This is a genomic window from Mesorhizobium sp. KR9-304, assembly GCF_040049215.1.
GTDB lineage: Bacteria > Pseudomonadota > Alphaproteobacteria > Rhizobiales > Rhizobiaceae > Mesorhizobium_K.
Genome location: NZ_JBDZDN010000001.1, coordinates 1,666,225 through 1,691,650, shown reverse-complemented (window position 1 = coordinate 1,691,650; position 25,426 = coordinate 1,666,225). Strand labels below are relative to the sequence as shown.

Genomic DNA, 25,426 nt, shown 5'->3' with positions numbered 1-25,426 from the left:
TCCGGACCAAGTAGAGGCAAAACGAAGAGGTTCAATCGCCCGCCAGGATTCCGACTTCCAGTGCGGCGGAGACGAATGCCTGTCTGGCGACAGGCGAATGCGCCTCGCCGCGGATCACGCGCAGACAGGCGGCCATGGCAGCCTTTCGCCTTGCCGTCTCTCGGGGAAAGGCCTTCAGGAGAATCTCGGCTGCGGAATTGACATCGACGACCGTCCGGTCGCTTCCGCCAGTGCGGATGATGACCGGTCGCTCAAATCGCTTGGCTCCCGTTGACTGCATGCTGCTCCCCGAGCCTCAGCAGCACAACACAGAAGCGTGCTTCCGGCAAGCAGGTCTCCACCACAGTGCGTCGGAAACGTGAGGCCGGCCAGCAATTGACCGAGACTACCAACTACGTCACCATTCCCGGACAAGGACAGGACGAGTGCCGATGGCAATGCCAACTGCGGATATCGTTCAGATCGGCGAAGCGGACCTAGCTCGCGTTCGAGAGCTGGCTCTAGTGATCTGGCCTGCCGGCGCCGAACTGATCCCAGCTATGGTCGCCGATACCTGTGCGATTGAGACGCTCAAGGGTAACATTCGCGATCGACGCCAGACGCATTGGCTCGCTACGATTGACGGCCAAGACAGTCGGGTACGCTTCCGCATATCTTGAGACTGATCGCATCTGGATCAAGGAGTTGTAGGCGAAGCGTAGTTTCATTTGTCCGACGAACAAGCGGCAATACTCCCGGCTTAGCCAGGCGGACGCCGGCACCGCCGCCCGTTCTCGGCGATGAAGTCGAACTCCGCAGCTTCCAGGGCGCGGCGTATCTCGAAGCCGAACCGTTGCGGGAGCCAGAACACGGAAGGGCCCCAACCATGCAAGGCCAAGGCACTGCCGGATAAGCGTCGCTGCAAGTTTCATGGGGGGCATGTCGACCGAGCCGAGCACGCTGAAGCGGAAGCCACCCGGTTCCGGCGAATGAAGACTCAAGGGCGCGCGCCCTACTCGGGCAGGCCACTCATGTCTTGTCGGAGTTGCCTTGCGTGATCAGGCGGGCGCTGCGCTGTCCCGTCACGTATATCCATAGCCAGCTCAACAATACCGCCAGCCGGTTCCTGAGGCCGTCAGGAAATAGATGTGAGCGACACCCCACATCCACCAGGCGATCCAGCCGGTGAGTTTGATCCAGCCGAAATCGATCGCCGCGGCGCGCTTGCCGATCGTCGCCATTTCGCCGTCATGCCTGTAGCTGAATGGTTTGGGCGCGGTATCCCCAGCCAGCCCGACGCGAACGGCTGCTTTCCCGGCCCGAACTCCAGCTTCGTATCGGCCAACTAAGCTGTCGCTCCGGATCGGTCGAGATAGGTTCCGGCATCAGCCCGTCGGCAGATGTTTTTTGCCAACCAAACACCCCGCTGAGATTTGCGAAAAGCGCCACTGTGGCCTTCCTCGGCCCCAATCCCCAAACCTCGCGCCGCTGTGGATGGAAGCCGATTTTGCGCCTCACAATCTCCACCAAATGACCCTTTTTAGTTTTGGAACGAACTTAGGCGTCCATGGTTGGGCTGCCTGAGGGACGACAAACGACGAAGGAAAAATCATGAAACGCTCAATTGCCATCGCAACCCTGCTTCTCACATCAGTTTTCGCCGGTCCTGCTTTGGCCCAGGAAACCACGACCACTACGGGCACACAGATCGAGACCGATGCCAACACGACCGCCAGCACTGACGCGAAGGCCAACTTCGGCACAGTGATGTCGTCGATCAAGGCCGGCAAGACCAACGTCAGTGCCATCACTGGCCTGACGATGGTCAACAAGGTGAATGTGATCCGTGTCGGCGATCTCGCGAAGGGCAATAACATGCAGGCCCTCGACAAAGCTATCACCGACAACCAGGCCGACATTACCGGTCTGCAGAATGCAATCGGCGCTAATGCTGCTTTGAAGGCTAAGCTCGACGCTGAGTCGGTCGAGGCATCCAGCGTGGTGGCTGCGAATGTCGAAGCCGACGGTTCTGTCACCGTCTACGTCAAGTAAACTCCTGAACGAAGAAGCGGCCTCGGACATCCGGGGCCGCTTTTCATTTCTCCTGCGGCTACGGCTCTAACCGCCCGTCGGCGGTAATATCGGCGGCAAAATCAGCTACACGCGCATCCCGACGGCGGAGGATTTCTGGTGAGCACATGGAAACAGAATGTGCGCCTTCATTGGCGGATTGCCCTGAACGCTGCAAACCCGGTCGATCACGCATACCGGAACCTTCCGCTCGCGGTGTGATTTCATGTTCTTGAGGGTCACCCTTAGGAGAACGTCATGAACATCCACCCAACTGAGAACCGCCTGTGGCCGCAGCCGTAATGACGCTCGGCCCGCTTGCCGCCTACTCGTTTGGCATGGGCGCCTAGAGCCGGCGCTGTGCGGATGTCCGGACCGAAGAACAACCCATACCGAATCCCATCATCGTCTTAGTCCCGAAACGGAGGAATCCCATGAAAACACTTGCCGACATTTTCGAACACACCCTCGAAGACGTTTACTATGCAGAGAACGCAATCGTGAAAGCTCTGCCGAAGCTCGCAAAGGCGGTCACCGACGCAAACCTGAAAAAGGCTGCGGAAAATCACCTCGCCGAAACGAAGGGCCAGATCAAAAAGCTGGAGCAAGTCTTCAAGTCGATCGGCAAGACGGCTGCCGGCGAAAAGTGCGACGCGATCGAAGGGCTTATCAAGGAAGCTGACGGTTTGATGGAAGAGGCATCTGGCGTCGCCCTTAATGCTGGGCTACTCGCAGCCTGCCAGGCAGTCGAGCACTACGAAATTTCCCGTTACGGCTCGCTGCGCGAGTGGGCAAAGGAACTCGGGCACGACGAGGCACACAAGCTTCTCAGCGAGATCCTCGATGAAGAGAAGGCAACCAACAACAAGCTGACCAATTTGGCTGTCACCTCGGTCAACAAGACTACTGCCGCGGCGAAGGCAGCGTAATCACTACAGAGGGTCATCCTGGAACGCCGGGCTGGCCCTCTGACTGTTCGCGCCGCGCGCCAAGTGCTGTTGCGCGACGGTGCTGATCTACGCCAAGGTGCGCCGCATGTGCGGACGCTTCACCCGATTCCACATCTGGGCTGACATCCATCGGATGTACAGGTTGCTGCCAGCGAGCGAGGCTGGCCGCAATACCGAGGCTCGCTACAACATCGCGCCGACCGAGGACGTGTATTTCGTCACGGCCGGCAAGGATGGCTCCCAGCAGGTCAGGACGGGCCGCTGGTGGCTTGTGCCTTGGTGGGCGAAGGAAATGCCCAAGGCTGCGATGTTCAATGCTCGCATGGAGACTGCGGAAACGTCCGGCGCGTTCAAGGACGCATGGAAATCTAAGCGCTGTCTGATCCCGGCCGATGGCTTCTATGAATGGACGAAGAACCCGGAGGACGGCGGCCGCGATCCCTGGTTCATTCACATGCCCGAGGCGCAACCCTTCAGCTTCGCCGGACTATGGGCGCACAACGACAATCTGGGCGTGACCAGCTGCACAATCATCACCATGCCGGCCGGCGAGCCAATGGCTCAGCTACACGATCGCCAGCCGGCAATCCTGGCGCCGGACGCCTACGACGCCTGGCTCGACCCTGCGACGCCGGTGGCCGATGTTAAGCCACTCCTGTCGAACAATCTCGACGGGGATCTGCAGTTTCACCGCGTCGATCGTCGCGTCAACGCCTCGAGCCGAACCGAAAAGCCGAACGATGATGCTTCGATGATTGGACCGGTGAACCCGCTATGACTGATGCCCTTCTCCCTCAGCCTAAGATGCCAAAACTCATCGTCGAGGCTGCGTTTGATCGCGGCGAAGACGGAGAACTGTTCGCTGTCTACGGCGGCCGAAGAGCAGAACGAAGATCGAGCAGTTCGCACTGCGAGGGTGCTGGCCACCAAGCATCTAGGTGTGATTGCTTGGAGCCGCGATGCCAATCCAGCGATCGGCGAGTACGGTCCGCCAACGACGCTGTTCAAATCAGGCGAAGTGCCGGACATGGAATAGCTACCTACGCGCACTCGCTCTGATCGGCGCGCTGGTTGCGCAGCCAGTTCATAAGCTTCAGGTTCCAAGGATGCGCACGCTTATAATCGCCATTTCATGCCTAACCCTCCCGACATCGTCCCTAGCGGCAGTCGGCGAGTGGCCTGAGTTTATGAAACAGCAGTTCATCGACAGCAACTGCTTGCCTTCGCTGGAGGCGGAGGGATACAGCGCCGCCGAGGTGCAGACCTTTTGCTCGTGCTTTGCCGACCAGATCGAGGCGAACTTTTCGCCGTTCGAATATCAAGACATCGTATCTGCACAGCCAAACCCAAGCGGGAGCTCCGCCGATCAACGACTTTACGGCGCGTTGATGATTTGTCGGCCGCGACAATAATCGCGGCGTGCCATTCAGGGCGCGAGACCTTCGTGCCACTGGCGCATCCGCCGGGCCATGCGCAGGTGGATTTTGGCGAGGCGGTCGGCGTGATCGGCAGCGTTCGCAGCAAGATCCACTTCTTCTGCATGGACCTGCCGCATTCGGACGCCTGCTTCGTGAAGCCAGCCTCCCGAACGTTCGTGGACGCCTTTGGCATGAATGTCGACAGTGCACGAAAGTCTACGTGATCCTGCGTCGCCACTGCTGGCCGAGGCTGGCACTGAGAAATGCGATCTCAACCTGACTAGGGCTGTGCTCAACCTCGCCTTAGGTCAATTTTGAATTATCCGTCTAACAAACCGGAAACTTGGTGGCCTTACCGGTAAGCTACGGGTTCGGTGGGCAATCGACAGAGATGGAGGCTACCTTGGCAGTCAACCGGGAAAAAATGAACGGGCCGGATGTGACGCGGCGTGCAATGCTGACCCGGCTCGGGCTCGCTGCAACCGCGATTTACGCTACACCCGTGTTGCTCCATCTCAGTCAGGCGCGCGCCAGCGGCGGCTCGGGCGGTGGTGGCTCGGGTGGTGGTGGCTCGGGCGGTGGTGGCTCGGGCGGTGGTGGCTCGGGCGGTGGTGGCGATTCGGGTGGCGGTGACTCAGGCGCGAGCGCAGCCAGCGCGCCCAGCGCCCCAAGCGCGCCGAGCACCCCTAGCGGGCCTAGCGACGATCTTACGCTTGTGGTTCCGCAGGATCGCTAGCAGACAGGGGCGGCCGAGCGCCTCTGGGAGGAGCGGCCGCCCATTCCACGTGAACATTCCTGCCCAAAACGACAGGAAACCATGCGCATCGCCTTTGCTGGAACGGCGGCCACGCTGGAGGTTCCCGGTTCGCCGGAATTTGAGGTGGCGCTCAAGGCCGCCGCGCCAGGCTGGTCGTTCGCTGCTTCGCAAGCCCGTGGCGACCCGCAGGCGATCGTGACGGAAGAAGCGGGCGGCTTTTCGCTCGCGGTTCGAAGCAATAATCCGATCCATACCACCGCGGTCGGCGCAGCCTGCGGCGCGATAGTCGCACTCGCCAACGCTTGGGTCGACGAGCGGCCCGATCAGCTTTGCTTCCATGGCGGCGCGGCCCTGCTCGACGGTCAACTCATAGTCTTTCCGAACCGATATCGGGCGGGGAAGAGCACGCTGATCGCCAGACTCGCGTCCATGGGTCTGACGATCTTCGGCGACGATATCCTTCCAGTTTCGGCCGACGACGATGCAGGCGTCGCGTTTGGTCTGGCTCCACGGCTACGAATTCCGCTCCCTGAGGCCGCAAGTCAGACCTTCCGCAACTTTGTTGAGGAACATAGCGCCGCATCTGACGGTCGTTACTGCTATCTTCGCCTGGGCGCAGGGCTGCTTGCGGCGCGCGGCGCCACCGCGCCGCTCGGCGCGGTCGTGCTGCTCGATCGCGTCGAGCATGGGAGGCCGGAACTCCTCCATGCGTCGAGAAGCGCCGCGCTTCAGGCGCTGATCGAACGGAACTTCGCGCGAGCCGCGCCCTCCGGAGCGCTTCTCAACCGTCTTCATAGCCTGATGGACCGGCTGCCGCGCGTAACGCTGCGTTACAGCAACTTCGAGGATGCGGCTGAATTGCTGGCGGCTACCTTCGCGTCCTGGCCGCCGCACATTCCCACCACCGACGAATTCCGCGTGGAAGTGTCGCCGCTGGCAGGACCCGACATCGTCGGGGGAACAAAATTGGCGCAGTCCTTTGCGCCCGAAACGCTGCTGATCCGCAACACCGCCGTGACCCTCCACCAGGTCGAGGACAGTCTTTTCCTGGCCACTCCCGACGGATTGTCAATCCATCGGCTCAACGCGACCGGGGCGGGGCTCTGGACTCTGCTTGCGGAACCCATCAGCCAGGACCAGTCCATCGAGGTGCTGTGCGATGCGTTTCCCGACGCCGAGCCGCGGGCCGTCGCCGACGATGTAAGCCGTCTTTTCGCCGCGCTGTTGCGGGAAGGCCTTATCATCGAAGCGGGCCGGTAGCTGCCGGAACCGTCGTCGGACGCAAGGAAGCTGCGGCATTCGGCTTCGCGCCGGCGCCGCTACTCTTCCGGTTCGACGACAGCTTCGGGATCGACAGTGTCGGACAAAGGATAGAAGTGCCCCAAGGCACAGGCCGCGCCGAATGCTATCCAGCGTAGGGCTAGGGATGATCCGGGTCAGTCACTCACCCGGTAGTAACCCGTATCGGCGAACCGCCGCCATTGAAGGCTGTGACCTTGCTCAAAATTTCGCGGGGGACAAATATTGGCTTCGCATAAGGCTTCCTCACAGACCAATCCTCCCATGACAGCTAAGCAGTTTGCACGCGGCCCGGCTGTGTTGCGTTTAGGGTGGGAGCCACAGCCGGGCCTAGCCGGTTGGTACGAGCCCCCGGCTAACAAATTAGCATCTGCTGTTTTTCGGAAAATTCAAGGCATAGTCGGCTATGGACCGGCTATCTTTCAGGCAATAGGCAACCTTTATTTCAGCGATATCGTTGTTACGTTTGATGCCCCGGAGGCATTAGAGCCCGCTGCCTTTTCGCCATCACAGGGCAGCGGCGGCTCTTCCCATCGCATCTCGTTACCTTATCGTCAACTTCCGGCTTTTCCTGTGCATCGTTAGCCGGGACAAGGCGCACAACTACGTCGCCTATATTTACAGCAGCTACAAAGCCGGCCTTCGCGGCCCCCTTGCACAAGGCAGTGACTTGCCTCGCGGTGATGGCGAGCTTCCGGCTTGGGCGAGCATCATAGATGGCGGACTGACATGGGGGCCGAAACTGGCTGATGCAGTCCTGCGCCTTGCCGACAGCGCGACGTAGCGCAGAAAGAAATCCCCCGCGCCTCGCCCGCCACGATTCGCCCTGGCGGGTGTTTCGTTTTTCACAGGCCCTCGATTTTGGCTATCTCTTCAACTAGGTCCGCAACCATCTCGCCATATTCTATGTCGGGGTCCGAACCCTTGGGCTGGGGACACTTGGACGCTGCCTCCAGCATGGCCGCATCAGCATCCTTCTGACCTTCCTGCGCGGATAGTGCGACCACGGCCCGACCAACCAGGCAGGCAATGTAATCCTCAGCAATGGTATCGGCCAGCGTGGGTTCAGCCAGCAGCAATCCAGGAGCGAAAAGGAAAACCTTCATAGAAACGTGCATCAGCAGAATCTTTTCGGCCCGGTGCGTCGCAACCCGCCATTTGCGCGACACACAACGCATCAGTTATGTTCGCACAATGCGCTTGGTCCTCACCATTGCCTTTTTGCAAATCGCCGGAGGTGCGTTTGCCCTGCCCGCTGATGACTATGCAACTTGCCTTGTCGGACAAGCGGTAATCGCTCTCCACAATCAATCAAATGATGCAATCAATCCGTTCTCCGCTGCGATTGAAGCAGCTCACGCCGCCTGCTCGCCGCCTGATGGCCTCTCTACGAAAGCGCGCAGCGAAATCAGCGATTACGTCGAGACGATTGTTGAAGACGTTGCTGGAGGACTGAATCTCCTTCGCAGCACTGAGGCTGACCAATGAAACTGTTGCTGGCTGCGGCTATCCTGCTGGTAGCAAGCCAAGCAGTGGCCACGCCTGTTGATGAGTACGTGGCTTGTCTTATCGGACAGTCGGCAGTCGCGCTGCATGCGCAGTCCGGCAAAAAGGACGCTTCGCTGGCGCAGGAGAAGGCGTTTGCGTTGTGTCCAGAACCAAAAGAGGTTGCTGCGAATCCCGAGTCGGATGGGCTGTTTGATTTCGTCAACCTTGCCGTCGAGTCCATTGCCACGGGCGTCTGGCCGAGCACCGGCCAATAGGTGCGCGATGACACGAACTCAGACCTTTGTTCTGGCCTTATTTGCGATATGCCTTCCCAACTTTTCTTACGCAGTCGACGACCAGCAGGCTTCTCGCTTGCTGTTGGACAAAATCGCCTGCAAAGCTCCGTTTAGCGTCGCGGCAACCTTTCTGGACATGCGGGCTGCCGGGTTCATCGGCCCCAAGTTCGCCGACTATGACAGTGCCTCCTGTTTCCATTTGGCTAAGCCGCTCGATCTGCTAGCCTCGCAAGACGCCCCAATTGAATACATCTGCTTCTCTGACCGGCATCTCTTCACTGCTCTGCCCGACTTGTTCACGAGAGGGCCGGGAACACAATCGGATTTCATTTCGATAGGGTTCACTGACAGGAGCGAAGCCATCGAATCCATTTGGCAAGATGACGGGACAAAGCCTGCTGGCGGCTTTTTTGATGAGCGCAATCCAAAGGAATTCTTTCCCGCCGCCGTTGCTCCGGTAAGCGCGGACGCAGAATGGACGTGCTTTCCGCCCGCTTCCGTGTCCAGCGATTCATTTTGGAGAAGGTATGGCAACGCCCGATTTGGCTATTGGATAGATATCCCACCGGGATTTTCGGCAATCACCGAAGCCGAGAATGGCGACGGCGGCACATCTAAGTCGGAAGACGGCAAGGTCGATTTGTCTGTCTGGGGCAGCCACATCACGGAGGGTGATTTCGCGGCTGAAATTTGGAACCGAATTGAACTGAGCAACGCCAACGGTTGGAAAATTACCTATCAAAAGAAGACGGACGAATGGGCCAGTTGGTCGGGTACAAAAGGCAATCGCATCATGTATCAGCGGGCTATCGCGCTCTGTGATTCGCAGGCAGCTTTCTTCTTGCTCGAATACGACCACGCAGAAGTCGCCGCGCTCGATCCGATGGTAGAACGTTTGGTCGAGTCGTTTAAGTCTGGCGAGGACTGCAACTAAATAGCCTCTTGCCCGAGGTCGAATGCATACGCCAGCAAAGAGCGTGACAGCGCTCAGTCCTCGGCCCGTCGCGTCGTCAAGATTGCGGACAAACCGCTCATCTGCACCAGGCACCTCGCGCGCGCGTATTGGTCACTCTTTACCGTTTGCGGTATATCTAAAATTTAGAGTATTCTGATATAAGCTCCCAGTGCACCGAGTGTAGCGGGATGGACGACAAGGTTCAGCGACTCCGGCAACGCCTTGATGAAGAGGCGCGACGAGAGCGCATCACCGTAAAGCCCCCATCGTTGATGCCCTATGCCTCCCCTCTGCGGGCGCGGCGATCCGATAGGTGGCCTTACGGCCTTCTACTGATTGTTACTCTGTGCGCATTCTTTTGGGTCGCTGTCACTTGGCTCGCATTCTGAAATTGGCCTGCTGCGCGTCCTAAAAGCAAGGAGGCAGAATGGCCGACCACTACGAAGAATTGCCAGACGGAATGGGCTTCCCGACTGCCGATGATATGCGGCAGTGGCAGAAGCTTTTCGAAAAGGCCATCCCCGGTGGAAACAGCGCGGAACTGATTGGCTTCAAATTCGACAACGGCCACCTGTTTGGCATTTGCCGCAATAAGGATGGGTCGAATGCTGACCGGACCTAAAGGACAGAAGCGCCCCAAGCGCGTCTTTTGCACGTCAGGATGCCCTATCGATCACATAAGGCTTGATCGGCTCATGAACCTTGCCGGGCGGTGAAACCAGAATGCGATTGATGATGATTTCGTTGTAGCCATCCTCACCCGGATGAAATCCATTGGCGCGCGCCAGCTCGTCCGCCTCGTCCCTATTGTTCGAGACTATCTGAATGACACGCGGGTATGGCTTATCCGCGCCGGGGACAGCCGATTCCAGTTTGTAGAGCCTCGCGGCGAGTGTGCTTGCCATATTTCCTACTCCTTTGGCGGCAGCCAGGTCAGAATATACATCTCGCCCTGCGAAATGGCGTTCTTGCGCAACTCCGCCACTTCCTCATCTGATTTGGCGAACGTGCAGGTCACTTTAACTTTCGCGGGTGGCGAGATTTCTCCCTCCAGTCGATCGAGGCGTGACCGCAGGTTCATGACAGCAGCTCCAATGCTTCTTCGAACGGCAGAAGGTTGTGCATCTGGTCGTAGGGTTCCCTGCCAATCGACCCCGTGACATGCAGGGAGCCAGGTTCCGAAGATAACAGCGCGTCTTCCAGCTGCTTGCTGAAATCTGCTTCGTCGGTCGCAACGATAACCGCTGAAGCCGTAAGCGGCTGAGCCGCTTCAATCTTGGATATACGAGCGTGCAGGTTCATCGCTTTTTGGCAATCCTTTCCTCTATGGCCGCGATACGGTCGGCCAGATCGTTGGTTTCGATCGCCCGGCGCTGGGCATCGAGCAGACCGACAATCAAGGCACCTTCGTCGGGGCTCAGTCCGCCGTCCGCTACCTGTCGGTTGACCTTGGCAATTGCGCCAGGGAGTTCCGCTGCGGTCGTCACCTCGGGCAGGTCGAAAGTGAGGCGCGCGCCTTTTCTTGGCGGCCAGATGCGTTCAAGGATGACTCGCCCCGAGTGGCCATCGCCTTCCTTCGCCTTCTCAATCATCGCCTTGACGATTTCCTCGGCCTCGCCCTCAGCGAGAGCATCGAGAGCAACGCATACCTTGGAGCGCGAACCTTGGGGCCGACCGTTCGGATTGCCCGACTGGCCCGGCTTAAAGCGCGTATCTTTTGGCGGTTCGTTCGGTTGAGTCATCGGTCTGTTTGTTACCCTGCATTGACAGGTTCAGTGAACGCTCTTGCCGGCCGTCTACAACCGCGCCTGGACGCCATCAAACTTGATCCTTGCGCATGGCGGCGAGGGCCGCACCTTCATTGATGACGCGATGGCCAAATCCGCTTTCGAGCGGTTCGATACCGAGGCGATAGCCAGCGCAGGCGTCGGCGACGAACTGCCCAACCGGGTGGCACTCACGCTTGCGCCGCGCCCACAGGGCCATAGGCGTCAGGTCGCGGGCGGACGCGGAAATCACGCGGCGACCCGGTCGGCAAAGGCCTTCGCGCCGTCGCGAAGTAAATCGCTCAAGGTCATGCCGCGCTCACGGGCCAGCGTTGCCAGCGCAGCCTTTTCATCTCGCGATACGCGGACTTTGATTCTGCCATCTATCGGCTCTGAAAAGCGCATCGAGACATCTCCAAATCAATGCCGTTAGCATAGGCTTGTTTGGGGCCACGAGCAATGAAAAGGCAATGTATTTCAAATAGTTATGCTGTGTGTCCCACAGTGTCCGTGGGTGTCCCATAGCGTCCGTGGTCGACCGGATGCAGAGAGCCGCTCACCAAAATGTTACCCGCTCAATCGCCGGCATAAAGTCGGCGGCGGGATTTGTGCTATGCTGGGCCTGCGTTAGCTGGGGAGCACGCAGAGTGAAACAATACGTCTTCGCCCTCTTGGGTGGAGTGGCGTGCGCCGTTATCGGTATCGCGCTGCTCGATGATTTGCAGGTCGGCGCCATGCTCGGTGCCACGATCGGCACCGGGCTCGGATACAGTTTCGGGTTGATGCGCAGCGACTGAACAGTCGGAACTATTTCGGGCGGTGCCGGTTTTGCCAAATGGCTGTCCGATTTGCATCCCCGATCTGGATTCGCGAAGGCGCTCTGTTCTTTCGAACAATCGAGAGCGGCGAGGAAGGCTTGGCCTACCTGAACGCCTATTCCGGCGATCGGGGTGCCGTGTACCACTTCACGAAGCAGGCAATGCAAAGGGCCGTCAACGGGGAGTTGTCTGTTGATGATGCCCGTCTGGCCTTCTGGCGCTTCGCTGAAGACGTAGGGATACTGGGAGAAACAGCGCTCGCCTGAGTCCACGCAAACCTCTTGGAGGCAGAGCACCGACGTGCGTGGCACGCTCCCCCTCCAAAGCCGGCGGCGTTTCCGCCCGCACGACGTTTCCGAATTGATCTCCAGAGCGAAAGAAAAAATCGGGGCGAAGCGCCCGCGCGAAAGCGCGGAAGTCTCAAAGTCTTTTTTTGTTTTTCTCTTCTGTCGGTGTTCTCTCGTCTCCGTCTCACGTCTCAGTCTCGGTCTTGTCTTGTGTGTCGACACCGTCTCGACAGGCTGTCGACAGGCTGTCACCTCCCGTCCCATTTCACCCCCCTGTTCCCACCATTCATAAAGGCGCTGTTGGTAAGGCGGTCACCGGGCGATGAGGCGAGCGGGTCGTTGGCGGCCTTGGCGATCTGCAAGAGCTTCGCGCCGAAGTCGGTTGCCGCGAACTCGGCCTCGGCTTTCTCGCGCAACGTGTCGCTGGCGATCTTGCCGATGAGCTTTGCCGCGCCCTTGGCGTGAGACGGATTCGTCGGCGGGTTGTGGAGGAACCACCGATCGACGTAGACCTCGCTCGTGACGGGGTCGAAGCTGATGAGGCCGGCATCGATCAGCAGCTTGCGGTTCTGGCCTAGGTCTTTTGCGGTCCAGCCGAACGACGAGAAATCAGCGACGGCGTAACCGTCCGGGATGCAAGAGCACCCGGAACTGTTGGCATGGGGGCCGGCAACGTAATAGTGCCAGAGCAAGGCGGCGCCTACCTCGGGCAGGGAAAGGAAGCGTGGCGAGCGCCACACCTCCGGGGAGAGTTTTGACCACTCGCGGCTCATTGCGCCACCGCCTTTCCAGGCGCAAACTCGCCGTAGTGCTTTTTCTCGGCTGCTTCGCGGGCGGCAATCGCTTTTTCGATCTCTGCAAAGTGGCCGAGTGACACTGTGCGGCTATCAATGCCGATGTACGCCTGCCATTTCGAAGAGGCCTTGATGAAGGTCACGCCGACGCGTCCGCTCGTGCTCGACTTTGACGGACGGCGATTGCGCGAATTCTGGAGGGGCGTTGCCTCTCGCAGATTCTTCCACCTGTTGTCGGCGCGCATGCCGTTGATGTGGTCGACCTGATGCGTCGGCCAGTTCCCGGTCATAAGGAGCCAGATGACGCGGTGCGCTTTGTAGAGCCGGTAGTCGACTTCGACTTGCGTGTAGCCATGGCTGGAACGGGTCCCGACCAACGCCCCTTTGGGGGCGCCAGGGCGAGCGACGCGCCAGTTCAGCGCGCCGGTTTCGCGATCGTAGACGAGCACCTCGCAGGCCCGCTCGTAGGTGAGTACGGGACGGCGGCTCATTGAGGGCCTCCGATCCCTGAGAGGTGGCAGACGAGCCGTGCCGTCTCTATACGCAACCGAAATCGCGCTACCAATTTCGCGGTCGCGTAGTTCTCTTGGTGAGTGGACTTGTTGGGGGCGAGATGGTAATCATTGGCCGTTCCACCGACCATTGAAATACCGGCGTCGCCGGCCTGACGATTGAGCCCGTCAGGCGCGGCGGCTTCGATTTGGAGGTGCATGTTTCCACCTCCTACGCCGCAACCGAAGTTGACTTGCGGCGATTGGAGGCAAGCCAGGTGTCTAAGTCATCCGGATCGTAGACGACGGTCCTACCTATGGTGATGTAGATCGGGCCGCCGCCGGTCAATCTGAGCTTGTTGAAGGTGCTTTCGGTCGAACCACAGTACGTGGCTGCTTCTGGCGTGCGCATCTTGGCACGATGGGTTTTGAAGTTTGTTTCCGGCATGTGGAGTCTTTCCTTGTCGCACCCTGTACTTTGGCAGGGGCCGACGCGTAATTGCGTCGAACGTGAGGAAAGATGCGAGCGCTCCGAATTGTGCGCCAGTTGTGAGAAAATTGTGGGGAATTGTGTGGCGTTCAAAGTCCACACAATAGGCTGTTATAGCTTGCGCGGGCCGGGCGTACTCCACTCCGAAGGCTTTTTCTTTCGCCAAATGTCGTCGGCCCAATATGGCTTCGCATTCCGGACGCGATCCGGCGAATCGTCACGGGTGACCATCGCTATGAATTCCCGATTTCCGATCTGCTTTAACGGGTCTCGTCCGGAATTCTCCCATGATTGACACAGCCGCTTAAGAAGGCTGGCTATTTCTTGCTTTACGAGAGCCGGAACAACGGGGGCCGCGCCGTCTGCCGGGTCGTCGTGGTCCGTCTCGTCGGCCTCCGCCGATGGCGCGCCGGGCCACTTCCATTCAATCTCAGCACGCTGCAACTGCACGTCACGATATGCAATGTTCAGAGGTCTGTCCGACAACCGAAATTGATCCACGAGGTTCTTGTCGGGAGCGTGCTCCAAGCGAGACCATTCGTGGTTGGGTATCCGGCAAGGGCGACCGTCAGCAGCATTGACGGCATCGGCTGCGAATTCGCCTACGGAGAGGGCGCGCCGCAATTGGAAATCGGCGTCTGCAACAGTCATTGCTTTAACTAAGCCATCATCGTCGTCCTCGGCGTCATTCTGGGCCTCAATTTGCGCGAGAAGAGCATATGAGTCACCATATTCTCTGACACCGTCTGTCGAACGAAAGACGATCCACGCCACCGCCATTCCATAAGACCATGATGCCTGGCGCATTGGGTCGGTTTGGCGAAACTTGAGAGCAGCCTTCTCCGACCAAGTCGTGAAGTTTGCTTCGCTGACAAACGGCGTGCGCCCGGCAAATTGCTCGCTGTACTCCGGGAACTCGGGAGCCATAAAAATACGCTCGGGAAAGCCTTCATCCCACCAAGCCTGAATCCGTGAGTTTGTCGCTGCTCCAGGCTCTCGAACGCAGGCTTCTAAGACACGTTTCCGGAACGCTGAGACCATTTCCTCTTGAGTTGTGGTTTGCCGATAAACATGGTCTCCGTGTGTAGGAGTGGCTCCATATCTGCGTTGATAGTGGGCGCTATATGCCTCCGGCAGTGTCAGGAACCCCTCAGGAATTGGATCAGACATCGCGCACCTTTGTCGATGCACCTATAAGGCCGCAGGGAAGCCAGGAGGTGCGCGCCCGGCTTGTTGGATGGCCTTCCTATCCCTGCGGTTTCTTCGACCTGCTACGCGCCCTTCCGCTTCAACGGCACAACCTTGGCTGCCGGCTTTCCAGCCAGCGCTGCGGCGATAGGGCCGACCGCGCGACCCGCAGCTTTTTTCGCAGGATCACGCTGGACGTGCGCATAGATCGCGGTCGAGCGCGCGTTGCTATGGCCAAGGATGGCGCCGGTCATCGCGAGGGTCTCGCCGGTCGAAACAGCGGCCGAGCCCAGCGTATGACGCAGCGTATGCGGTGTGACGCCCGGCAATTTCGCCAGCGCCGTCACCTTTGGCCAGATTTTCTTTGTCCCCTGGAAGTGGGCATCACCGGTGGTAGCCGGGAAGACATAGGGCGAGTTGTAACGCGGCAATGCCTCCAACAAGATAAGCGCCGACGACGCCAGTGGGCGGACGCTTTCTCCGGTCTTGCTGTCCTCCAGGACCAGGCAGCTTCGCTCGAAATCAACCTCCGTCCATTTCAGCGCGGCAATCTCGTCACGCCGACAGCCGGTCAATGCCCACAGCCTTGTGATGTCGAGCGCCTTTGAATTCGTGCCCTGAGTTTGCAGAGCCTCCAGCGCAGCGCCAAGGCGGCGCACCTCCTCGATCGATAGATACCGGGTTCGCCGGTTGTCGGTCTTCCTTATCGCTGCATGCTCGCACGGGTTCGAAAGCGCGATGCCCCGCCGCACAGCGAAAGTGAACATTGCCGACACGTCGCGCGCTACTTTGCAGCCGGCGCCATCGCCACCCTTCACGATGACGCGTCTACCACCTTCCGGCTTGAAGTCTTTTGCCGTCTTGCCGGCCGCGATGTCGCGAACCATTCGCTCTATATCCGTAGCGGTCACATCGGGGACACGCTTCGTTCCGATCAGAGGTACGACATGATGCCGAAGGCGAGCGATGGTGTACGCCTTCGTGTTGGGCTTCATCGGCTGACCCTGCCGGAGGCCCCTTAAGACGTAGCAGCCCTCCCGCTCATAGAAGTCGATAAGGTCGGCGACTTTCATCTCCCGACGTTTTTCATTGCGGTCCCGCGCTGGATCGCCTCCCTTGGAGACCGAAGCCAGTATGTCACGGGCCTTCTGTCTGGCCTGGTCGGGCGTCAGAGCGTTCGAGGCGCCAAGCGACATGCGCCGTTTCGCGACTTCCCGGCCGCCGGGATAGGGCCGGTACTCCACTTGCCATGTCTTGGTGCCCGAGGGAGCGACGCGAACCCCGAAGCCCTTTAACTCGGTGTCGTAGACAATGAATGCCTTGTCGGCGGGAGCAAGAGCATCAACGACAGACTTTGTAAGTTTCCGGGTCGCCATGTCGCCACCGTGTCGCCACCAAAAAGGAAATCAGCGGATACACCGTACGTCATGATGCAAGGAAACTCAACGTTCCCAGCTATTCCCGGCAAATCCCGGACACTCCCGGAAAGCCGGGTACCAACCTTGCCAAGGTTGGGGTCGAGCGTTCGAATCGCTTCACCCGCTCCAGTTTCTCAAAAAACTTCACGCGAAAGCAGGCTGTCCCCGTGGGGATGGCCGGTTTAGCGTGGACGTTCGCGTCCGGGCAGGGGCGCGACACGCTTTAGGCCTTGAGCAAGAGATGTTCGCGTTCCCAGGCGGTCACGACGCTTTCGAACGCCTCGAGTTCCTGCTGTTTCACGCGCAGGAATGTCTGGAAAAATTCCTCGCCGAGCAGGGAGCGCACGGGCGCGCAGGCCGCAAGCCGGTCGAGCGCCTGCGCCATGGTCCGGGGCAGCGTGCTTGTCGCAAGGTAGGCGTTGCCGAGCGCCTCCGGCGACCGCTCCAGCCGCTCCTCGACGCCGAGATAGCCGCACAGAAGCGTCGCGGCGATGGCGAGGTAGGGGTTGGCGTCGGCGCCGGCCAGACGGTTCTCCACGCGCCGGGCTTCCTTGCCGCCCTTGGGCAGGCGCAAGCCGCAAGAGCGGTTGTCGTGCGACCATTCGACATTGGCGGGAGCGCTGAGGCTCGGCCGGATGCGGCGGTAGGAATTCACATTCGGAGCCAGCAGCGGCAGCGCCTCGGGGATATGTTTCTGCAGCCCGCCGATGAAATGCCTGAACATCGGCGTATCCGCGCCATCCCGGTCGGCAAACAGGTTTTCGCCCGCCCCGCCGATCAGCGAAACGTGGAGATGCATGGAACTGCCTGCCTGGCCCTCGATAGGCTTGGCCATGAAGGTGGCGTGCATGCCGCCGTCGAGCGCGGCCTTGCGGGCGATGCGCTTGAACAGCACCGCGTGGTCGGCAAGCTTGAGCGGATCGCCATGCAGCAGATTGATCTCGAGCTGGGCCGTTCCGGTTTCATGGGTGAGCGTCTCGACCGGAATGCCGGCGACGGCGGAGTGATCGTAGATCCGACGGATGACCGGCTCGAACATTTCGAGCGCCTCCATGTCGTAGGGATGCTGCGAATTCTCCCTTCGGCCATCAATGCCGACCGGCGGCGTCAACGCGTCCCGGGCGTCCGGGTTGAGCGCCGTCAGGTAGAATTCCAGTTCGGGGGCGACGACGGCGCGCCAGCCTTTTTCGGCGTAGAGCGCGAGGACTGACTTCAGCAACGTGCGGGGAAGCGCGCTCCACGGCTGGTCGGCGGGGTAGCACGCATCGGCAAGGACCAACGCGCGTGGGGGACTGGCGGCTGGAGCCAGGCAAAGCGAGCCGAGATCCGGGACGACGCGCATGTCCGGGTCGGCATAGGCGAAACCCTCGTCGATCGATCCGGAGTAGCGGCCGTCGATGCAGACAAGCAGGGCGCTTGTCGGGACGTAGAGCGCGGCGCCGTCGATCGCCTTGAGGAATTTTTCAGCCGGCAAAACCTTGCCGCGCAAGACGCCGTTCATATCGGGGACGAGACACTCGACTTCGGTGACCCGGTTCTTTTCGATCCAGTCAGCCGCGTCACCCATGCCGTGCAGCCACTATGTCAGACATGCTTTCGTCCTCCCGTCTTGCGGAACCATTCGTCAGGATAGGGATACCACCAATCCTGCACCACCGGCTTGTGGTCGATGATCACCATCTTGGTCCTGCGGAAGGCGTCGAGCCCCTGACGCCCGAGCTCGCGGCCGATGCCGGATGCCTTCCAGCCGCCGAAAGGCAGCGCATCATTGTCGATTAGCGGATTGTTGACCCACACCATGCCGGCCTCCAGCCGCTCCGACGCCTCCATGGCCTCGGCGAGGTCGGTGGTGAAGATCGATGCGCCGAGCCCGAACGGGCTGTCGTTGGCAAGCCGGATCGCCTCGTCGAAGTCGCTGACGCGGCAGACCGCGGCGACCGGCCCGAAACATTCCTCGCGGCAGATCGCCATGCCCGGCGTCACGCCGGTTAGGATCGTCGGCTCGTAAAACCAGCCGACATTGTGCTGCGGCGGTATCCGTCCTCCCGTCACCGCTTTGGCACCGTGCGCGACGGCATCGTCCACCAGCCGCATGACCTTGGCGCGCGCGGCCTCGCTGACCAGCGGGCCGATCTCGGTCTCGTCCATTCCATTGCCGATGCGCAGCGCTCTTGTCTTCTCGGCAAACAGCTCGACGAAGCGGTCGTGGACGGAATCGACGACGAAGAAGCGCTCCGCCGAGGTGCAGACCTGTCCCGACAGGTGGAAGGCGGCCGTCACGCTGCCGGCGGCGGCGACCTCCAGCGGCGCATGCGCGCTGACAACAAGCGGATCGCTGCCGCCCGCCTCGATCACGCACGGCTTCATCCGTTCAGCACAGGCGACCGCGACACGCCGCCCAGCCGCCACCGATCCGGTGAAGGCCACCGCATGGGTACGGTCGGACTCGACCAGCGTTTTGCCTGTCTCCGCCCCGCCCGGCAGGCACGACACCAGCCCTTCGGGCAGCGAACGGAACACCGCCATATAGTCGAGCGTCGAGAGCGTCGTCGCCTCGGCTGGCTTGATGATGCAGGCATTGCCGGCAGCGAGCGATGCGGCGACCGTCCAGCACATCAGGAGCACCGGGAAGTTGTACGGCATGATGTGCACCGAGAGGCCGTGGGGCTCGTAGCGGGCATATTGGAAGGAACCGGTCTGCGTCGTGCCGGCGATCTTGCCGGCCTCGTCGCGCGCCATCTCGGCATAATAGCGGAAGACGGCCGAGCAATTGGCGATCTCGCCGATCGCCTCCGGATAGGGTTTGCCCATCTCGCGCACCATCAGCTCGGCGCAGCGTGTGAAGTCGGCCGCCTCGATCGCGTTGGCGACGCCGTGCAGATGTTTCGCGCGCGTCTTGGCGTCCAACGCCTTCCAGAGTTTTTGCGCCTTTGCCGCCGCGGTCAGCGCCGTGTCGATTTCGGCCTCGGTCACCGCGGCGATTGCGCCGGCCACTTCCAGCGTCGCCGGATCGATCACCGGACGCGGCTGACCGCTCATCGGCCGGTAGACCGGATTGATGAAGAAGCAGGGGCTGTCGGGCGAGAATTGCATCGGGCGGCCTCAGCGGATCATGTAGACTTTCTTGATCGTCTCATGGACCGTGCAAACGCCCTTCCAATCCCCGGGGAAGAAGGCGACCGTATCCGGAACGATCTCGATTACCTCGCCGGATTCATGCACATAGGTGCAGCGCCCCTCGAGAAAGTGGCAGAACTCGTCGCGCGTCACGTGGCAGTTCCACTTGCCCGGCGTGCAGACCCAGAGCCCGCATTCCGACCGCCCCTCCGGACCCTTGTGCAGCAGCTTGCCGGATGTCCGCGACTCGCCTTCGATCATCGTCGGGATGACGCCCCAGTCGACCAGCTCGGTCAGCTTCAGCGGCGACTGCATGACGGGGGTGGGCATTTTAGGCTCCTTGGTGTCGGGTTCGTCTGCGGCCAGGATATACGTGTTGCGGATCGCGTCGTGGACCCTGCACTCGCCCTTCCAGCCCGCAGGGAACATGACCAGCGTGCCGGCCGAGACCTCGATCGTCTCGCCGAGGTCGGAACGATAGGTGGCCCGCCCGGCGACGAAATAGCAGAGTTCGTCGCGCGGGATGGACAGCCGCCAGCGTCCTACCGTGCACAGCCATATTCCGGTCTCGGGCCGGTTGTCGGGGCCCTTGTGTACGAGCCGTCCGGTCGAACGCGAGACGCCCTCAATGGCGTCCGGCTGGACGCCCCAGTCCACAAGGTCCGTGCGCGTCGACGCGTCGTGGAGATGCGGCGCGGATGAGGTCACAGCAGCTTTTCCAGGAGGCCGGCGGCCTTCTCCGGTCCGTTCTGCGCCTGCATGTGCCTCGAGGTCGCGGCGAGCTTGGCCTTCATCGCCTTGTCCGTCAGGCAGGCGTCGAGCTTCGCCAGCAGTTCCGCCTCGGTCCAGTCGTAGCGCGGCATCTTGAAGCCGTGGCCGGTCTCCTCGACGCGCGTCGCGTTGTCATGCCCGTCCCACACATAGGGCATGATGATCGCCGGCTTGCCGAAATAGAGGCACTCGGTGAAGGAGTTGTTGCCGCCGTGATGGATGACGGCGTCGGCCTGCGGGATGACCGACGGCTGCGGGAACCAGCCCTCGATGATCACGTTGTCAGGCACGTCGGAATACTGGTCCTTATAGCCGCCGACATTGACCAGCGCGCGGTAGGGCGAGTTGCCGATCGCGGCGATGACGCGCTTCAGAAGCTCGGTGTCGCCCGCGCCGAGCGAACCGAACGACACGTAGATCAGCGGCCCGTCATTATTCCCAGTGAAGGCCGGCACCGTATAGTCCGCCTCCTTGCGCACGCATCCCTCGAGATACTGAAACCGCCTGGGGTCGAGCGGATGCTTGCGCTTGAACTTCACCGCCTGCGGATAGAGCAGCAGGTTGAGATGCGGCGACGCCTCGAAGAACTGGCCGAGCGGATAGGGAGCTTCATTCGCCGATGTCAGGAACGCGTTGAAGTCGTCATGGATCGGCCGGATCACTTCGTTGAAATGGTCGCGATAGGCCTTGTGGCAGGCATGATCGTTCTCGCCACAGCCTGAAAGATGCGGCGGGATATCCTCATCCTCGATCTCGTTCTCCGAGCAGGAGATGACGCGCACCCACGGCACGCCGAACTGTTTTATGGCCGGGAACAGGATGACATTGTCGACGCAGATGACATCAGGCTTGATCTTGGCCAGCACGCCCGGCAGATCCTTCTGCGCCCATTTCGCGCTGTCGACGATCGCCGTCCAGCAATCCTTCACGTAATTGTCGACCTGGTCGTAGGGCGACTTGCGGAAATTCGGGATGTGGCCGTTGATGAAGTCCTCCCAGAACTTCGCCATCTTTTCGGGCGGCATCGGCTCGGACAGGTTCACCGGATGCGCCTCGAAGCCGTATCCCTTGTAGACATCGACGAAACCGGGATCGGACAGGAACACGGCCTTGTGGCCGCGCGCCTCGACCGCCTGGGCGATGCCCACCGAGTTCAGAGCCGGCCCGTAGGCGGCCTCGGGGAAGAATGCGATCGTCTTTTGGGTCATGAGTGCCTCCGGTCTCTCAAATTCTGAAGATGCGTGTGTCCGCCGCCGACCAGCCGAGCTCGACCGCATCGCCGATGCCGATAGCGCGCTTGTCCGCGGTGTCGGCGGTGATGCGGACGAGGAAAGCTTTGTCGGCCGGTGCCGTGCGCACATGGAGCTGCAGGTCGAGCCCGTGATAGGCGAGCGCCTCGACCGTGCCGGTCGTCCTGTTGGCGATGTCGGCCGGCGGAAACAGCATGATGCGCTCGGGCCGCACCGCAGCAATCGCCTCGTCGCCGGTTGCCAATCCTCCCGGCAGCGCGCCGGCAATCAACGAGGCATCCCTCGCGCGCACGCCTTCGACGACGGCGACGCCCCGGCAGAAATTCATCAGGCCGATGAAGCCGGCGACGAAGGCGTCTGCGGGGTGCTCGTAGACCGCGTGCGGCGTGTCGCATTGCAGCAGCCGGCCGTCCTTCAGCACCGCCATGCGGTCGGCCATGACAAGCGCCTCCTCCTGGTCGTGCGTAACGACGACGAAGGTGATGCCGACCTCGTGCTGCAGCCGCTTCAGCTCGATCTGCATCTCGCCGCGCAGCTTCTTGTCGAGCGCGCCGAGCGGTTCGTCGAGCAGAAGCACGCGCGGCCGCTTGATCAGAGCGCGGGCGAGTGCGACGCGCTGCTTCTGACCGCCGGAGAGCTGGTCCGGCTTGCGGCCGGCAAGCCCGTCAAGCTGCGTCGTCGCCAGCATCTCGTCGACCCTGGCGCGAATCTCGGCGGCCGGCCGGCCCTCCATTTCCAACCCGTAGGCGATGTTGGAGCGCACGCTCATATGCGGAAACAGCGCGTAGGACTGAAACATCAAATTCACCGGCCGCCGGTTCGGCGGCACCCGCGACACGTCGGCACCGTCGAGCAGGATCTTTCCCCGCGTCGGCGTCTCGAAGCCGGCGAGCATCCTGAGCAGCGTGGTCTTGCCGCAGCCCGACGGCCCGAGCAGCGCGAAGAATTCGTTTTCCCGGATCGACAAAGTCACGCCGTCAACAGCGGTCAGCCGGCCGAAATTCTTCCCGACGGCGTCGAGGTCAAGCACCGCACGCGTCATTGCCCGACCATCCCGCGGTTGAGTCGCTGCGATATGGCGAGCGCCACGACACTGACAGCCATGACGATGGTGGCGAGCGCGTTGATCTCCGGCGTGATGCCGAAGCGGATCATCGAATAGATCTGCATCGGCAGCGTGGTCGAGGCGCGCCCCGCTCCGGCGGTGAAGAAGGCGATGATGAACTCGTCGACCGACAGCGTGAAGGCGAGCAGCGCACCGGCGATCACGGCAGGCAGGATCACGGGAATGGTCACCCGCCGGAAGGTGGTGAAGGCAGAGGCGCCGAGATCGGCCGACGCCTCGGTGATCGACCAGTCGAAGCTCTTTAGCCGCGCGCGCACCACCGCGCAGACGAAGGCGAGGTTGAACACGACATGCGCCAGCACGATCGTGTGCAGGCCCAGTGTGAAATCAAGCATGGAAAAGAAGGACAGCAGCGCAACGGCGAGCACGATGTCGGGGACGATCATCGGCGCGAAGACCAGCGCTTCGAGCGCTGTCCCGCGTTGCTGCCGGATCTCGATGCCGATGGCAAGCAGCGTGCCGAGCAGCGTGGCGATCGCAGTCGATGCAACTGCGACAATCAGCGTATTCAGCGTCGCCGACAATATGTCCCGGTTGGACGCGAGCGACACATACCATTTGGTCGAAAAACCCGACCAGACGGTCGGCAGCCCGCCCTCGTTGAAGGAGAGCGCGACCAGCACGGCGATCGGGACGTAGAGAAAGGCGAAGAAAAGCACGAGCACTGCTGTGCCGCTTCGCCTAGCCGCTGCACTGCGCTCCGCCATCTACGCATCCTCCCTGACGGAGGCAGTGCGCGTCGAGGCGCGGTCCGACGCATAGGCCTGCACGAGGAGAAGCAGCATCATGATGGCGATCAGCGCCATCGACAGCGCCGCGCCGAACGGCCAGTCGTTGGCGGTGAGGAACTGGTCGTAGACGAGATTGCCGATCATCTGGAACCGCCCGCCGCCGAGCAGGGCCGGCGTCACGAAGTTGCCGATCGACAGAACGAAGACGAACACCGCCCCGGCGGCGATGCCGGGCAGCGTCAGCGGCAGCACGATGCGGCGGAACGTCGTGAAGGCCGAGCCGCCGAGATCGCGCGAAGCCTCGGCGAGTTCCGGGTTCATGCGCGACAGCGGCGCGTAGCAGGCAAGGATGACGAAGGGCAGGTAGTTGTAGACGAGCCCGGCAATGACAGCGCCTTCCGTATAGAGCATCGACGGCGGCTCGCCCTCATAGCCGAACCAGCGCAGCAACTGCGTGATCAGCCCCTCGCGGTTGAGCAGCACGATCCAGGCATAGGTCCGGATCAGGTAATTCGACCAGAAGGGCAGCACCGCGAAGAACAGCAGCGCCGGCTGCAGGTTTCGCCGGCACGACGCGATGGCATAGGCGGCAGCGTAGCCCAGAACTACGGCGATTGCCGTTGCCGTTCCCGCGATACGCGCCGACCTCAGGAAGATGCCGGCGTAGAGCGGGTCGAAGACCCTGGAAAAGTTCTCCAGCGTGAAACTGTAGTCGACGCCGCCATAGATGCCGCGCTGGAAGAAGGCGAGCGCCAGCACCAGGCCGCACGGCACGACCATCAGCCCGATTAGCCAGGCCAGGGCCGGCGCCATCAGGAAGGCGGGGCGGGTGCCTGTCGCCGTCATGTCCCGCCCCTTTGAGTTCCGAACGACGGCAGCAGGCTACTGCGCCGCCTTGATCTCGCTGACGATGCGCGAATACTCCTTCTGCGACTCGCCGACATCGCGCAGCACCTCGAATTTGGTGAGCTCGGCGACCGGCATGGCCATGTTCGGATAGGTCGTGGCGAGTTCGGCAGGCAGGCTCTCCATCGCCGCCTTGTTCGGCACCTTGTAGAGGATGTTCTCGGCTGCCCACGCGTGGTTCTTGGTGTCCAGCATGAAGTTGATGAACTGGAAGGCGGCGTCCTTGTTCTCCGAAGCCTTCAACACCACCATCGTGTCGACCCACAGATCCGACCCCTCCTTCGGGATCACGTATTTGATGTCCTTGTTGTCGGTGATGCCGTAGTTGCACCAGCCGTCCCACGCCTGCACCAAGAGCGCCTCGCCCGACACCAGCTTGGCGTAGAACGTCGTGTCGTCATAGGCGAGCAGGGTCTTCTTCGCCTCGATCAGCGTGTTCTTCACCTGCTCCATCTTGGCCGGATCAGTCTCGTTCACCGAAAAGCCGTCGGCGAGCTGGCCGGCGGCGAGCAGCCAACGGTCGGTCGCCAGCATTGTCGTCTTGCCCTTGATGTCGTCGGCGGGCTTCAGCAGATCGTTCCACGAGGCCGGCTCCGTCTTCACCAGGTCGGAGCGGTAGCAGAGCCCGGTCGTGCCCCATGTATAAGGCACCGAGAATGTGTTGCCCGGATCGTAGGCGAGCGAGGCAGCCTCGGGATAAAGATTGGCGAGGTTGGGGACCTTCGATGCGTCGACCGTCTCGGCGAGGCCGAGCTTGTTCAGCACCTCCGCGAACGGCGACGAAACGAAGACTACGTCATAGCCCTTGCCGCCCGAGGCGACGAGCTTGCCCATGATCTCCTCGTTGGTTGCGTGCTTGACGACCTCGCCGGTATTGCCGGTCGCCGTCTTGAAAGCATCCATGGCGTCGGGCGCCATGTAGCCGTCCCAGTTGGAGATGACGAGGTTGGCGGCGCTCGCCGACGAGGCCAGCGCGGCGAGGCCAAGGCCGAGCAGGACAACCCGCGCACGTGCCCGGCGTTCGTTCGTGATCTTCATGACAGACTCCCATTGTTCGCGAC

The 25,426-nt window shown here is 61.2% G+C and carries 33 protein-coding genes and 4 pseudogenes; 13 read left to right on the top strand and 24 right to left on the bottom strand.

The window, feature by feature from the left end; genetic code table 11:
• Window positions 1–31 precede the first annotated feature (31 nt).
• Window positions 32–280, bottom strand: coding sequence for a DUF982 domain-containing protein (locus ABLE71_RS08090; protein WP_348782827.1), 249 nt, complete (start codon window positions 278–280; stop codon window positions 32–34).
• A gap of 728 nt (window positions 281–1,008) precedes the next feature.
• Window positions 1,009–1,283, bottom strand: a pseudogene (locus tag ABLE71_RS08085) (NAD(P)/FAD-dependent oxidoreductase); the annotation flags it as partial.
• A 307-nt stretch (window positions 1,284–1,590) separates the two neighbouring features.
• Between ABLE71_RS08085 and ABLE71_RS08080 the strand changes: the two are divergent.
• The 7 genes and pseudogenes from ABLE71_RS08080 (at window position 1,591) to ABLE71_RS08050 (ending at window position 6,434) form a co-directional block, all read left to right on the top strand.
• Window positions 1,591–2,031: a hypothetical protein gene (locus ABLE71_RS08080; RefSeq protein WP_348782826.1), complete on the top strand. Its 441-nt coding sequence runs from the start codon at window positions 1,591–1,593 to the stop codon at window positions 2,029–2,031.
• A 452-nt stretch (window positions 2,032–2,483) separates the two neighbouring features.
• A complete protein-coding gene (locus tag ABLE71_RS08075; protein ID WP_348782825.1) occupies window positions 2,484–2,978 on the top strand; it encodes a ferritin-like domain-containing protein in 495 nt (164 codons plus the stop codon).
• 79 nt (window positions 2,979–3,057) lie between these two features.
• On the top strand, window positions 3,058–3,777 hold the full coding sequence (locus tag ABLE71_RS08070; RefSeq protein ID WP_348782824.1) for an SOS response-associated peptidase: 720 nt from the start codon (window positions 3,058–3,060) through the stop codon (window positions 3,775–3,777).
• Window positions 3,774–4,035: pseudogene (locus tag ABLE71_RS08065) on the top strand (hypothetical protein). Before ABLE71_RS08070 ends, ABLE71_RS08065 begins: the two are co-directional and overlap by 4 nt.
• Window positions 4,036–4,186: 151 nt before the next feature.
• Window positions 4,187–4,411 (top strand): hypothetical protein, encoded by a 225-nt coding sequence (locus ABLE71_RS08060; RefSeq protein ID WP_348782823.1) that lies wholly within the window; start codon window positions 4,187–4,189, stop codon window positions 4,409–4,411.
• A gap of 14 nt (window positions 4,412–4,425) precedes the next feature.
• Window positions 4,426–4,575: pseudogene (locus ABLE71_RS08055) on the top strand (IS21 family transposase); the annotation flags it as partial.
• 659 nt (window positions 4,576–5,234) lie between these two features.
• On the top strand, window positions 5,235–6,434 hold the full coding sequence (locus ABLE71_RS08050) for a PqqD family protein (RefSeq protein WP_348782822.1): 1,200 nt from the start codon (window positions 5,235–5,237) through the stop codon (window positions 6,432–6,434).
• 884 nt (window positions 6,435–7,318) lie between these two features.
• Here the strand turns inward: ABLE71_RS08050 and ABLE71_RS08045 are convergent.
• Entirely contained in the window at window positions 7,319–7,651 is a 333-nt protein-coding gene (locus ABLE71_RS08045) for a hypothetical protein (RefSeq protein WP_348782821.1), read from the bottom strand.
• Between the two features lie 22 nt (window positions 7,652–7,673).
• On the opposite strand from ABLE71_RS08045, the gene ABLE71_RS08040 reads away from it, so the two are divergent.
• From ABLE71_RS08040 to ABLE71_RS08025, 4 genes are all read left to right on the top strand, one after another.
• The gene (locus tag ABLE71_RS08040; protein WP_348782820.1) at window positions 7,674–7,961 is read left to right on the top strand and encodes a hypothetical protein; all 288 of its coding nucleotides are present in this window, start codon (window positions 7,674–7,676) and stop codon (window positions 7,959–7,961) included.
• The gene (locus tag ABLE71_RS08035) at window positions 7,958–8,236 is read left to right on the top strand and encodes a hypothetical protein (protein ID WP_348782819.1); all 279 of its coding nucleotides are present in this window, start codon (window positions 7,958–7,960) and stop codon (window positions 8,234–8,236) included. The genes ABLE71_RS08040 and ABLE71_RS08035 overlap by 4 nt, the downstream gene beginning before the upstream one ends.
• A gap of 7 nt (window positions 8,237–8,243) precedes the next feature.
• Window positions 8,244–9,191: a hypothetical protein gene (locus ABLE71_RS08030; protein ID WP_348782818.1), complete on the top strand. Its 948-nt coding sequence runs from the start codon at window positions 8,244–8,246 to the stop codon at window positions 9,189–9,191.
• A 448-nt stretch (window positions 9,192–9,639) separates the two neighbouring features.
• Window positions 9,640–9,834 (top strand): hypothetical protein, encoded by a 195-nt coding sequence (locus ABLE71_RS08025; protein ID WP_348782817.1) that lies wholly within the window; start codon window positions 9,640–9,642, stop codon window positions 9,832–9,834.
• 34 nt (window positions 9,835–9,868) lie between these two features.
• On the opposite strand, the gene ABLE71_RS08020 is transcribed toward ABLE71_RS08025, so the two are convergent.
• The 6 genes from ABLE71_RS08020 to ABLE71_RS07995 all read right to left on the bottom strand — a co-directional run bounded on the left by ABLE71_RS08020 (window position 9,869) and on the right by ABLE71_RS07995 (window position 11,383).
• Window positions 9,869–10,117: a hypothetical protein gene (locus ABLE71_RS08020; RefSeq protein WP_348782816.1), complete on the bottom strand. Its 249-nt coding sequence runs from the start codon at window positions 10,115–10,117 to the stop codon at window positions 9,869–9,871.
• 5 nt (window positions 10,118–10,122) lie between these two features.
• On the bottom strand, window positions 10,123–10,293 hold the full coding sequence (locus ABLE71_RS08015; protein WP_348782815.1) for a hypothetical protein: 171 nt from the start codon (window positions 10,291–10,293) through the stop codon (window positions 10,123–10,125).
• On the bottom strand, window positions 10,290–10,514 hold the full coding sequence (locus ABLE71_RS08010; RefSeq protein WP_348782814.1) for a hypothetical protein: 225 nt from the start codon (window positions 10,512–10,514) through the stop codon (window positions 10,290–10,292). The genes ABLE71_RS08015 and ABLE71_RS08010 overlap by 4 nt, the downstream gene beginning before the upstream one ends.
• Window positions 10,511–10,954 carry a DUF5681 domain-containing protein gene (locus ABLE71_RS08005; RefSeq protein WP_348782813.1) on the bottom strand — a complete coding sequence of 148 codons (444 nt, stop codon included), beginning with the start codon at window positions 10,952–10,954 and terminating at the stop codon, window positions 10,511–10,513. The genes ABLE71_RS08010 and ABLE71_RS08005 overlap by 4 nt, the downstream gene beginning before the upstream one ends.
• Window positions 10,955–11,030: 76 nt before the next feature.
• A complete protein-coding gene (locus tag ABLE71_RS08000) occupies window positions 11,031–11,231 on the bottom strand; it encodes a hypothetical protein (RefSeq protein ID WP_348782812.1) in 201 nt (66 codons plus the stop codon).
• The gene (locus ABLE71_RS07995) at window positions 11,228–11,383 is read right to left on the bottom strand and encodes a ribbon-helix-helix protein, CopG family (RefSeq protein WP_348782811.1); all 156 of its coding nucleotides are present in this window, start codon (window positions 11,381–11,383) and stop codon (window positions 11,228–11,230) included. The genes ABLE71_RS08000 and ABLE71_RS07995 overlap by 4 nt, the downstream gene beginning before the upstream one ends.
• 242 nt (window positions 11,384–11,625) lie before the next feature.
• On the opposite strand from ABLE71_RS07995, the gene ABLE71_RS07990 reads away from it, so the two are divergent.
• Both ABLE71_RS07990 and ABLE71_RS07985 read left to right on the top strand, forming a co-directional pair.
• Window positions 11,626–11,775, top strand: a complete 150-nt coding sequence (locus ABLE71_RS07990; RefSeq protein WP_348782810.1) for a hypothetical protein — start codon at window positions 11,626–11,628, stop codon at window positions 11,773–11,775.
• Window positions 11,776–11,813: 38 nt separating this feature from the next.
• Window positions 11,814–12,062, top strand: coding sequence for a DUF982 domain-containing protein (locus ABLE71_RS07985; protein ID WP_348782809.1), 249 nt, complete (start codon window positions 11,814–11,816; stop codon window positions 12,060–12,062).
• Between the two features lie 269 nt (window positions 12,063–12,331).
• Here ABLE71_RS07985 and ABLE71_RS07980 read toward each other — a convergent pair whose 3' ends face one another.
• The 15 genes and pseudogenes from ABLE71_RS07980 to ABLE71_RS07910 form a co-directional block, all read right to left on the bottom strand.
• On the bottom strand, window positions 12,332–12,856 hold the full coding sequence (locus ABLE71_RS07980; protein WP_348782808.1) for a hypothetical protein: 525 nt from the start codon (window positions 12,854–12,856) through the stop codon (window positions 12,332–12,334).
• Complete coding sequence (locus ABLE71_RS07975) at window positions 12,853–13,368, bottom strand: HNH endonuclease signature motif containing protein (protein WP_348782807.1); 516 nt, start codon at window positions 13,366–13,368, stop codon at window positions 12,853–12,855. Before ABLE71_RS07975 ends, ABLE71_RS07980 begins: the two co-directional genes overlap by 4 nt.
• Window positions 13,365–13,589 (bottom strand): hypothetical protein, encoded by a 225-nt coding sequence (locus ABLE71_RS07970; protein WP_348782806.1) that lies wholly within the window; start codon window positions 13,587–13,589, stop codon window positions 13,365–13,367. The genes ABLE71_RS07975 and ABLE71_RS07970 overlap by 4 nt, the downstream gene beginning before the upstream one ends.
• Window positions 13,590–13,600: 11 nt before the next feature.
• Entirely contained in the window at window positions 13,601–13,816 is a 216-nt protein-coding gene (locus ABLE71_RS07965) for a DNA-binding protein (RefSeq protein ID WP_348782805.1), read from the bottom strand.
• Between the two features lie 153 nt (window positions 13,817–13,969).
• Complete coding sequence (locus tag ABLE71_RS07960) at window positions 13,970–14,785, bottom strand: hypothetical protein (RefSeq protein WP_348782804.1); 816 nt, start codon at window positions 14,783–14,785, stop codon at window positions 13,970–13,972.
• A 344-nt stretch (window positions 14,786–15,129) separates the two neighbouring features.
• Window positions 15,130–16,422, bottom strand: coding sequence for a site-specific integrase (locus ABLE71_RS07955; RefSeq protein WP_348782803.1), 1,293 nt, complete (start codon window positions 16,420–16,422; stop codon window positions 15,130–15,132).
• A 265-nt stretch (window positions 16,423–16,687) separates the two neighbouring features.
• Entirely contained in the window at window positions 16,688–18,031 is a 1,344-nt protein-coding gene (locus tag ABLE71_RS07950; protein WP_348782802.1) for a glutamine synthetase family protein, read from the bottom strand.
• Window positions 18,032–18,048: 17 nt separating this feature from the next.
• Window positions 18,049–19,557, bottom strand: a complete 1,509-nt coding sequence (locus ABLE71_RS07945; RefSeq protein ID WP_348782801.1) for an aldehyde dehydrogenase family protein — start codon at window positions 19,555–19,557, stop codon at window positions 18,049–18,051.
• 9 nt (window positions 19,558–19,566) lie between these two features.
• A complete protein-coding gene (locus ABLE71_RS07940) occupies window positions 19,567–19,911 on the bottom strand; it encodes a cupin domain-containing protein (RefSeq protein WP_348783695.1) in 345 nt (114 codons plus the stop codon).
• A 51-nt stretch (window positions 19,912–19,962) separates the two neighbouring features.
• Window positions 19,963–20,238: pseudogene (locus tag ABLE71_RS07935) on the bottom strand (cupin domain-containing protein); the annotation flags it as partial.
• A 47-nt stretch (window positions 20,239–20,285) separates the two neighbouring features.
• Window positions 20,286–21,560, bottom strand: coding sequence for a glycosyltransferase (locus ABLE71_RS07930; protein WP_348782800.1), 1,275 nt, complete (start codon window positions 21,558–21,560; stop codon window positions 20,286–20,288).
• A gap of 16 nt (window positions 21,561–21,576) precedes the next feature.
• Window positions 21,577–22,644 carry an ABC transporter ATP-binding protein gene (locus ABLE71_RS07925; RefSeq protein WP_348782799.1) on the bottom strand — a complete coding sequence of 356 codons (1,068 nt, stop codon included), beginning with the start codon at window positions 22,642–22,644 and terminating at the stop codon, window positions 21,577–21,579.
• On the bottom strand, window positions 22,641–23,435 hold the full coding sequence (locus tag ABLE71_RS07920; protein ID WP_348782798.1) for an ABC transporter permease: 795 nt from the start codon (window positions 23,433–23,435) through the stop codon (window positions 22,641–22,643). Before ABLE71_RS07920 ends, ABLE71_RS07925 begins: the two co-directional genes overlap by 4 nt.
• Window positions 23,436–24,272 (bottom strand): ABC transporter permease, encoded by an 837-nt coding sequence (locus ABLE71_RS07915; RefSeq protein WP_348783694.1) that lies wholly within the window; start codon window positions 24,270–24,272, stop codon window positions 23,436–23,438.
• A 69-nt stretch (window positions 24,273–24,341) separates the two neighbouring features.
• On the bottom strand, window positions 24,342–25,403 hold the full coding sequence (locus ABLE71_RS07910) for a spermidine/putrescine ABC transporter substrate-binding protein (protein ID WP_348782797.1): 1,062 nt from the start codon (window positions 25,401–25,403) through the stop codon (window positions 24,342–24,344).
• Window positions 25,404–25,426 lie beyond the last annotated feature (23 nt).

Coding starts and splice junctions, on each gene's coding strand:
- ABLE71_RS08090 (WP_348782827.1), bottom strand. CDS start 280: ATGCAGTCAACGGGAGCCAAGCGATTTGAGCGACCGGTCATCATCCGC.
- ABLE71_RS08080 (WP_348782826.1), top strand. CDS start 1,591: ATGAAACGCTCAATTGCCATCGCAACCCTGCTTCTCACATCAGTTTTC.
- ABLE71_RS08075 (WP_348782825.1), top strand. CDS start 2,484: ATGAAAACACTTGCCGACATTTTCGAACACACCCTCGAAGACGTTTAC.
- ABLE71_RS08060 (WP_348782823.1), top strand. CDS start 4,187: ATGAAACAGCAGTTCATCGACAGCAACTGCTTGCCTTCGCTGGAGGCG.
- ABLE71_RS08050 (WP_348782822.1), top strand. CDS start 5,235: ATGCGCATCGCCTTTGCTGGAACGGCGGCCACGCTGGAGGTTCCCGGT.
- ABLE71_RS08045 (WP_348782821.1), bottom strand. CDS start 7,651: ATGCGTTGTGTGTCGCGCAAATGGCGGGTTGCGACGCACCGGGCCGAA.
- ABLE71_RS08035 (WP_348782819.1), top strand. CDS start 7,958: ATGAAACTGTTGCTGGCTGCGGCTATCCTGCTGGTAGCAAGCCAAGCA.
- ABLE71_RS08030 (WP_348782818.1), top strand. CDS start 8,244: ATGACACGAACTCAGACCTTTGTTCTGGCCTTATTTGCGATATGCCTT.
- ABLE71_RS08025 (WP_348782817.1), top strand. CDS start 9,640: ATGGCCGACCACTACGAAGAATTGCCAGACGGAATGGGCTTCCCGACT.
- ABLE71_RS08020 (WP_348782816.1), bottom strand. CDS start 10,117: ATGGCAAGCACACTCGCCGCGAGGCTCTACAAACTGGAATCGGCTGTC.
- ABLE71_RS08015 (WP_348782815.1), bottom strand. CDS start 10,293: ATGAACCTGCGGTCACGCCTCGATCGACTGGAGGGAGAAATCTCGCCA.
- ABLE71_RS08010 (WP_348782814.1), bottom strand. CDS start 10,514: ATGAACCTGCACGCTCGTATATCCAAGATTGAAGCGGCTCAGCCGCTT.
- ABLE71_RS08005 (WP_348782813.1), bottom strand. CDS start 10,954: ATGACTCAACCGAACGAACCGCCAAAAGATACGCGCTTTAAGCCGGGC.
- ABLE71_RS07995 (WP_348782811.1), bottom strand. CDS start 11,383: ATGCGCTTTTCAGAGCCGATAGATGGCAGAATCAAAGTCCGCGTATCG.
- ABLE71_RS07985 (WP_348782809.1), top strand. CDS start 11,814: ATGGCTGTCCGATTTGCATCCCCGATCTGGATTCGCGAAGGCGCTCTG.
- ABLE71_RS07980 (WP_348782808.1), bottom strand. CDS start 12,856: ATGAGCCGCGAGTGGTCAAAACTCTCCCCGGAGGTGTGGCGCTCGCCA.
- ABLE71_RS07975 (WP_348782807.1), bottom strand. CDS start 13,368: ATGAGCCGCCGTCCCGTACTCACCTACGAGCGGGCCTGCGAGGTGCTC.
- ABLE71_RS07970 (WP_348782806.1), bottom strand. CDS start 13,589: ATGCACCTCCAAATCGAAGCCGCCGCGCCTGACGGGCTCAATCGTCAG.
- ABLE71_RS07965 (WP_348782805.1), bottom strand. CDS start 13,816: ATGCCGGAAACAAACTTCAAAACCCATCGTGCCAAGATGCGCACGCCA.
- ABLE71_RS07960 (WP_348782804.1), bottom strand. CDS start 14,785: ATGGCTCCCGAGTTCCCGGAGTACAGCGAGCAATTTGCCGGGCGCACG.
- ABLE71_RS07955 (WP_348782803.1), bottom strand. CDS start 16,422: ATGGCGACCCGGAAACTTACAAAGTCTGTCGTTGATGCTCTTGCTCCC.
- ABLE71_RS07950 (WP_348782802.1), bottom strand. CDS start 18,031: ATGGGTGACGCGGCTGACTGGATCGAAAAGAACCGGGTCACCGAAGTC.
- ABLE71_RS07945 (WP_348782801.1), bottom strand. CDS start 19,557: ATGCAATTCTCGCCCGACAGCCCCTGCTTCTTCATCAATCCGGTCTAC.
- ABLE71_RS07940 (WP_348783695.1), bottom strand. CDS start 19,911: ATGCCCACCCCCGTCATGCAGTCGCCGCTGAAGCTGACCGAGCTGGTC.
- ABLE71_RS07930 (WP_348782800.1), bottom strand. CDS start 21,560: ATGACCCAAAAGACGATCGCATTCTTCCCCGAGGCCGCCTACGGGCCG.
- ABLE71_RS07925 (WP_348782799.1), bottom strand. CDS start 22,644: ATGACGCGTGCGGTGCTTGACCTCGACGCCGTCGGGAAGAATTTCGGC.
- ABLE71_RS07920 (WP_348782798.1), bottom strand. CDS start 23,435: ATGGCGGAGCGCAGTGCAGCGGCTAGGCGAAGCGGCACAGCAGTGCTC.
- ABLE71_RS07915 (WP_348783694.1), bottom strand. CDS start 24,272: ATGGCGCCGGCCCTGGCCTGGCTAATCGGGCTGATGGTCGTGCCGTGC.
- ABLE71_RS07910 (WP_348782797.1), bottom strand. CDS start 25,403: ATGAAGATCACGAACGAACGCCGGGCACGTGCGCGGGTTGTCCTGCTC.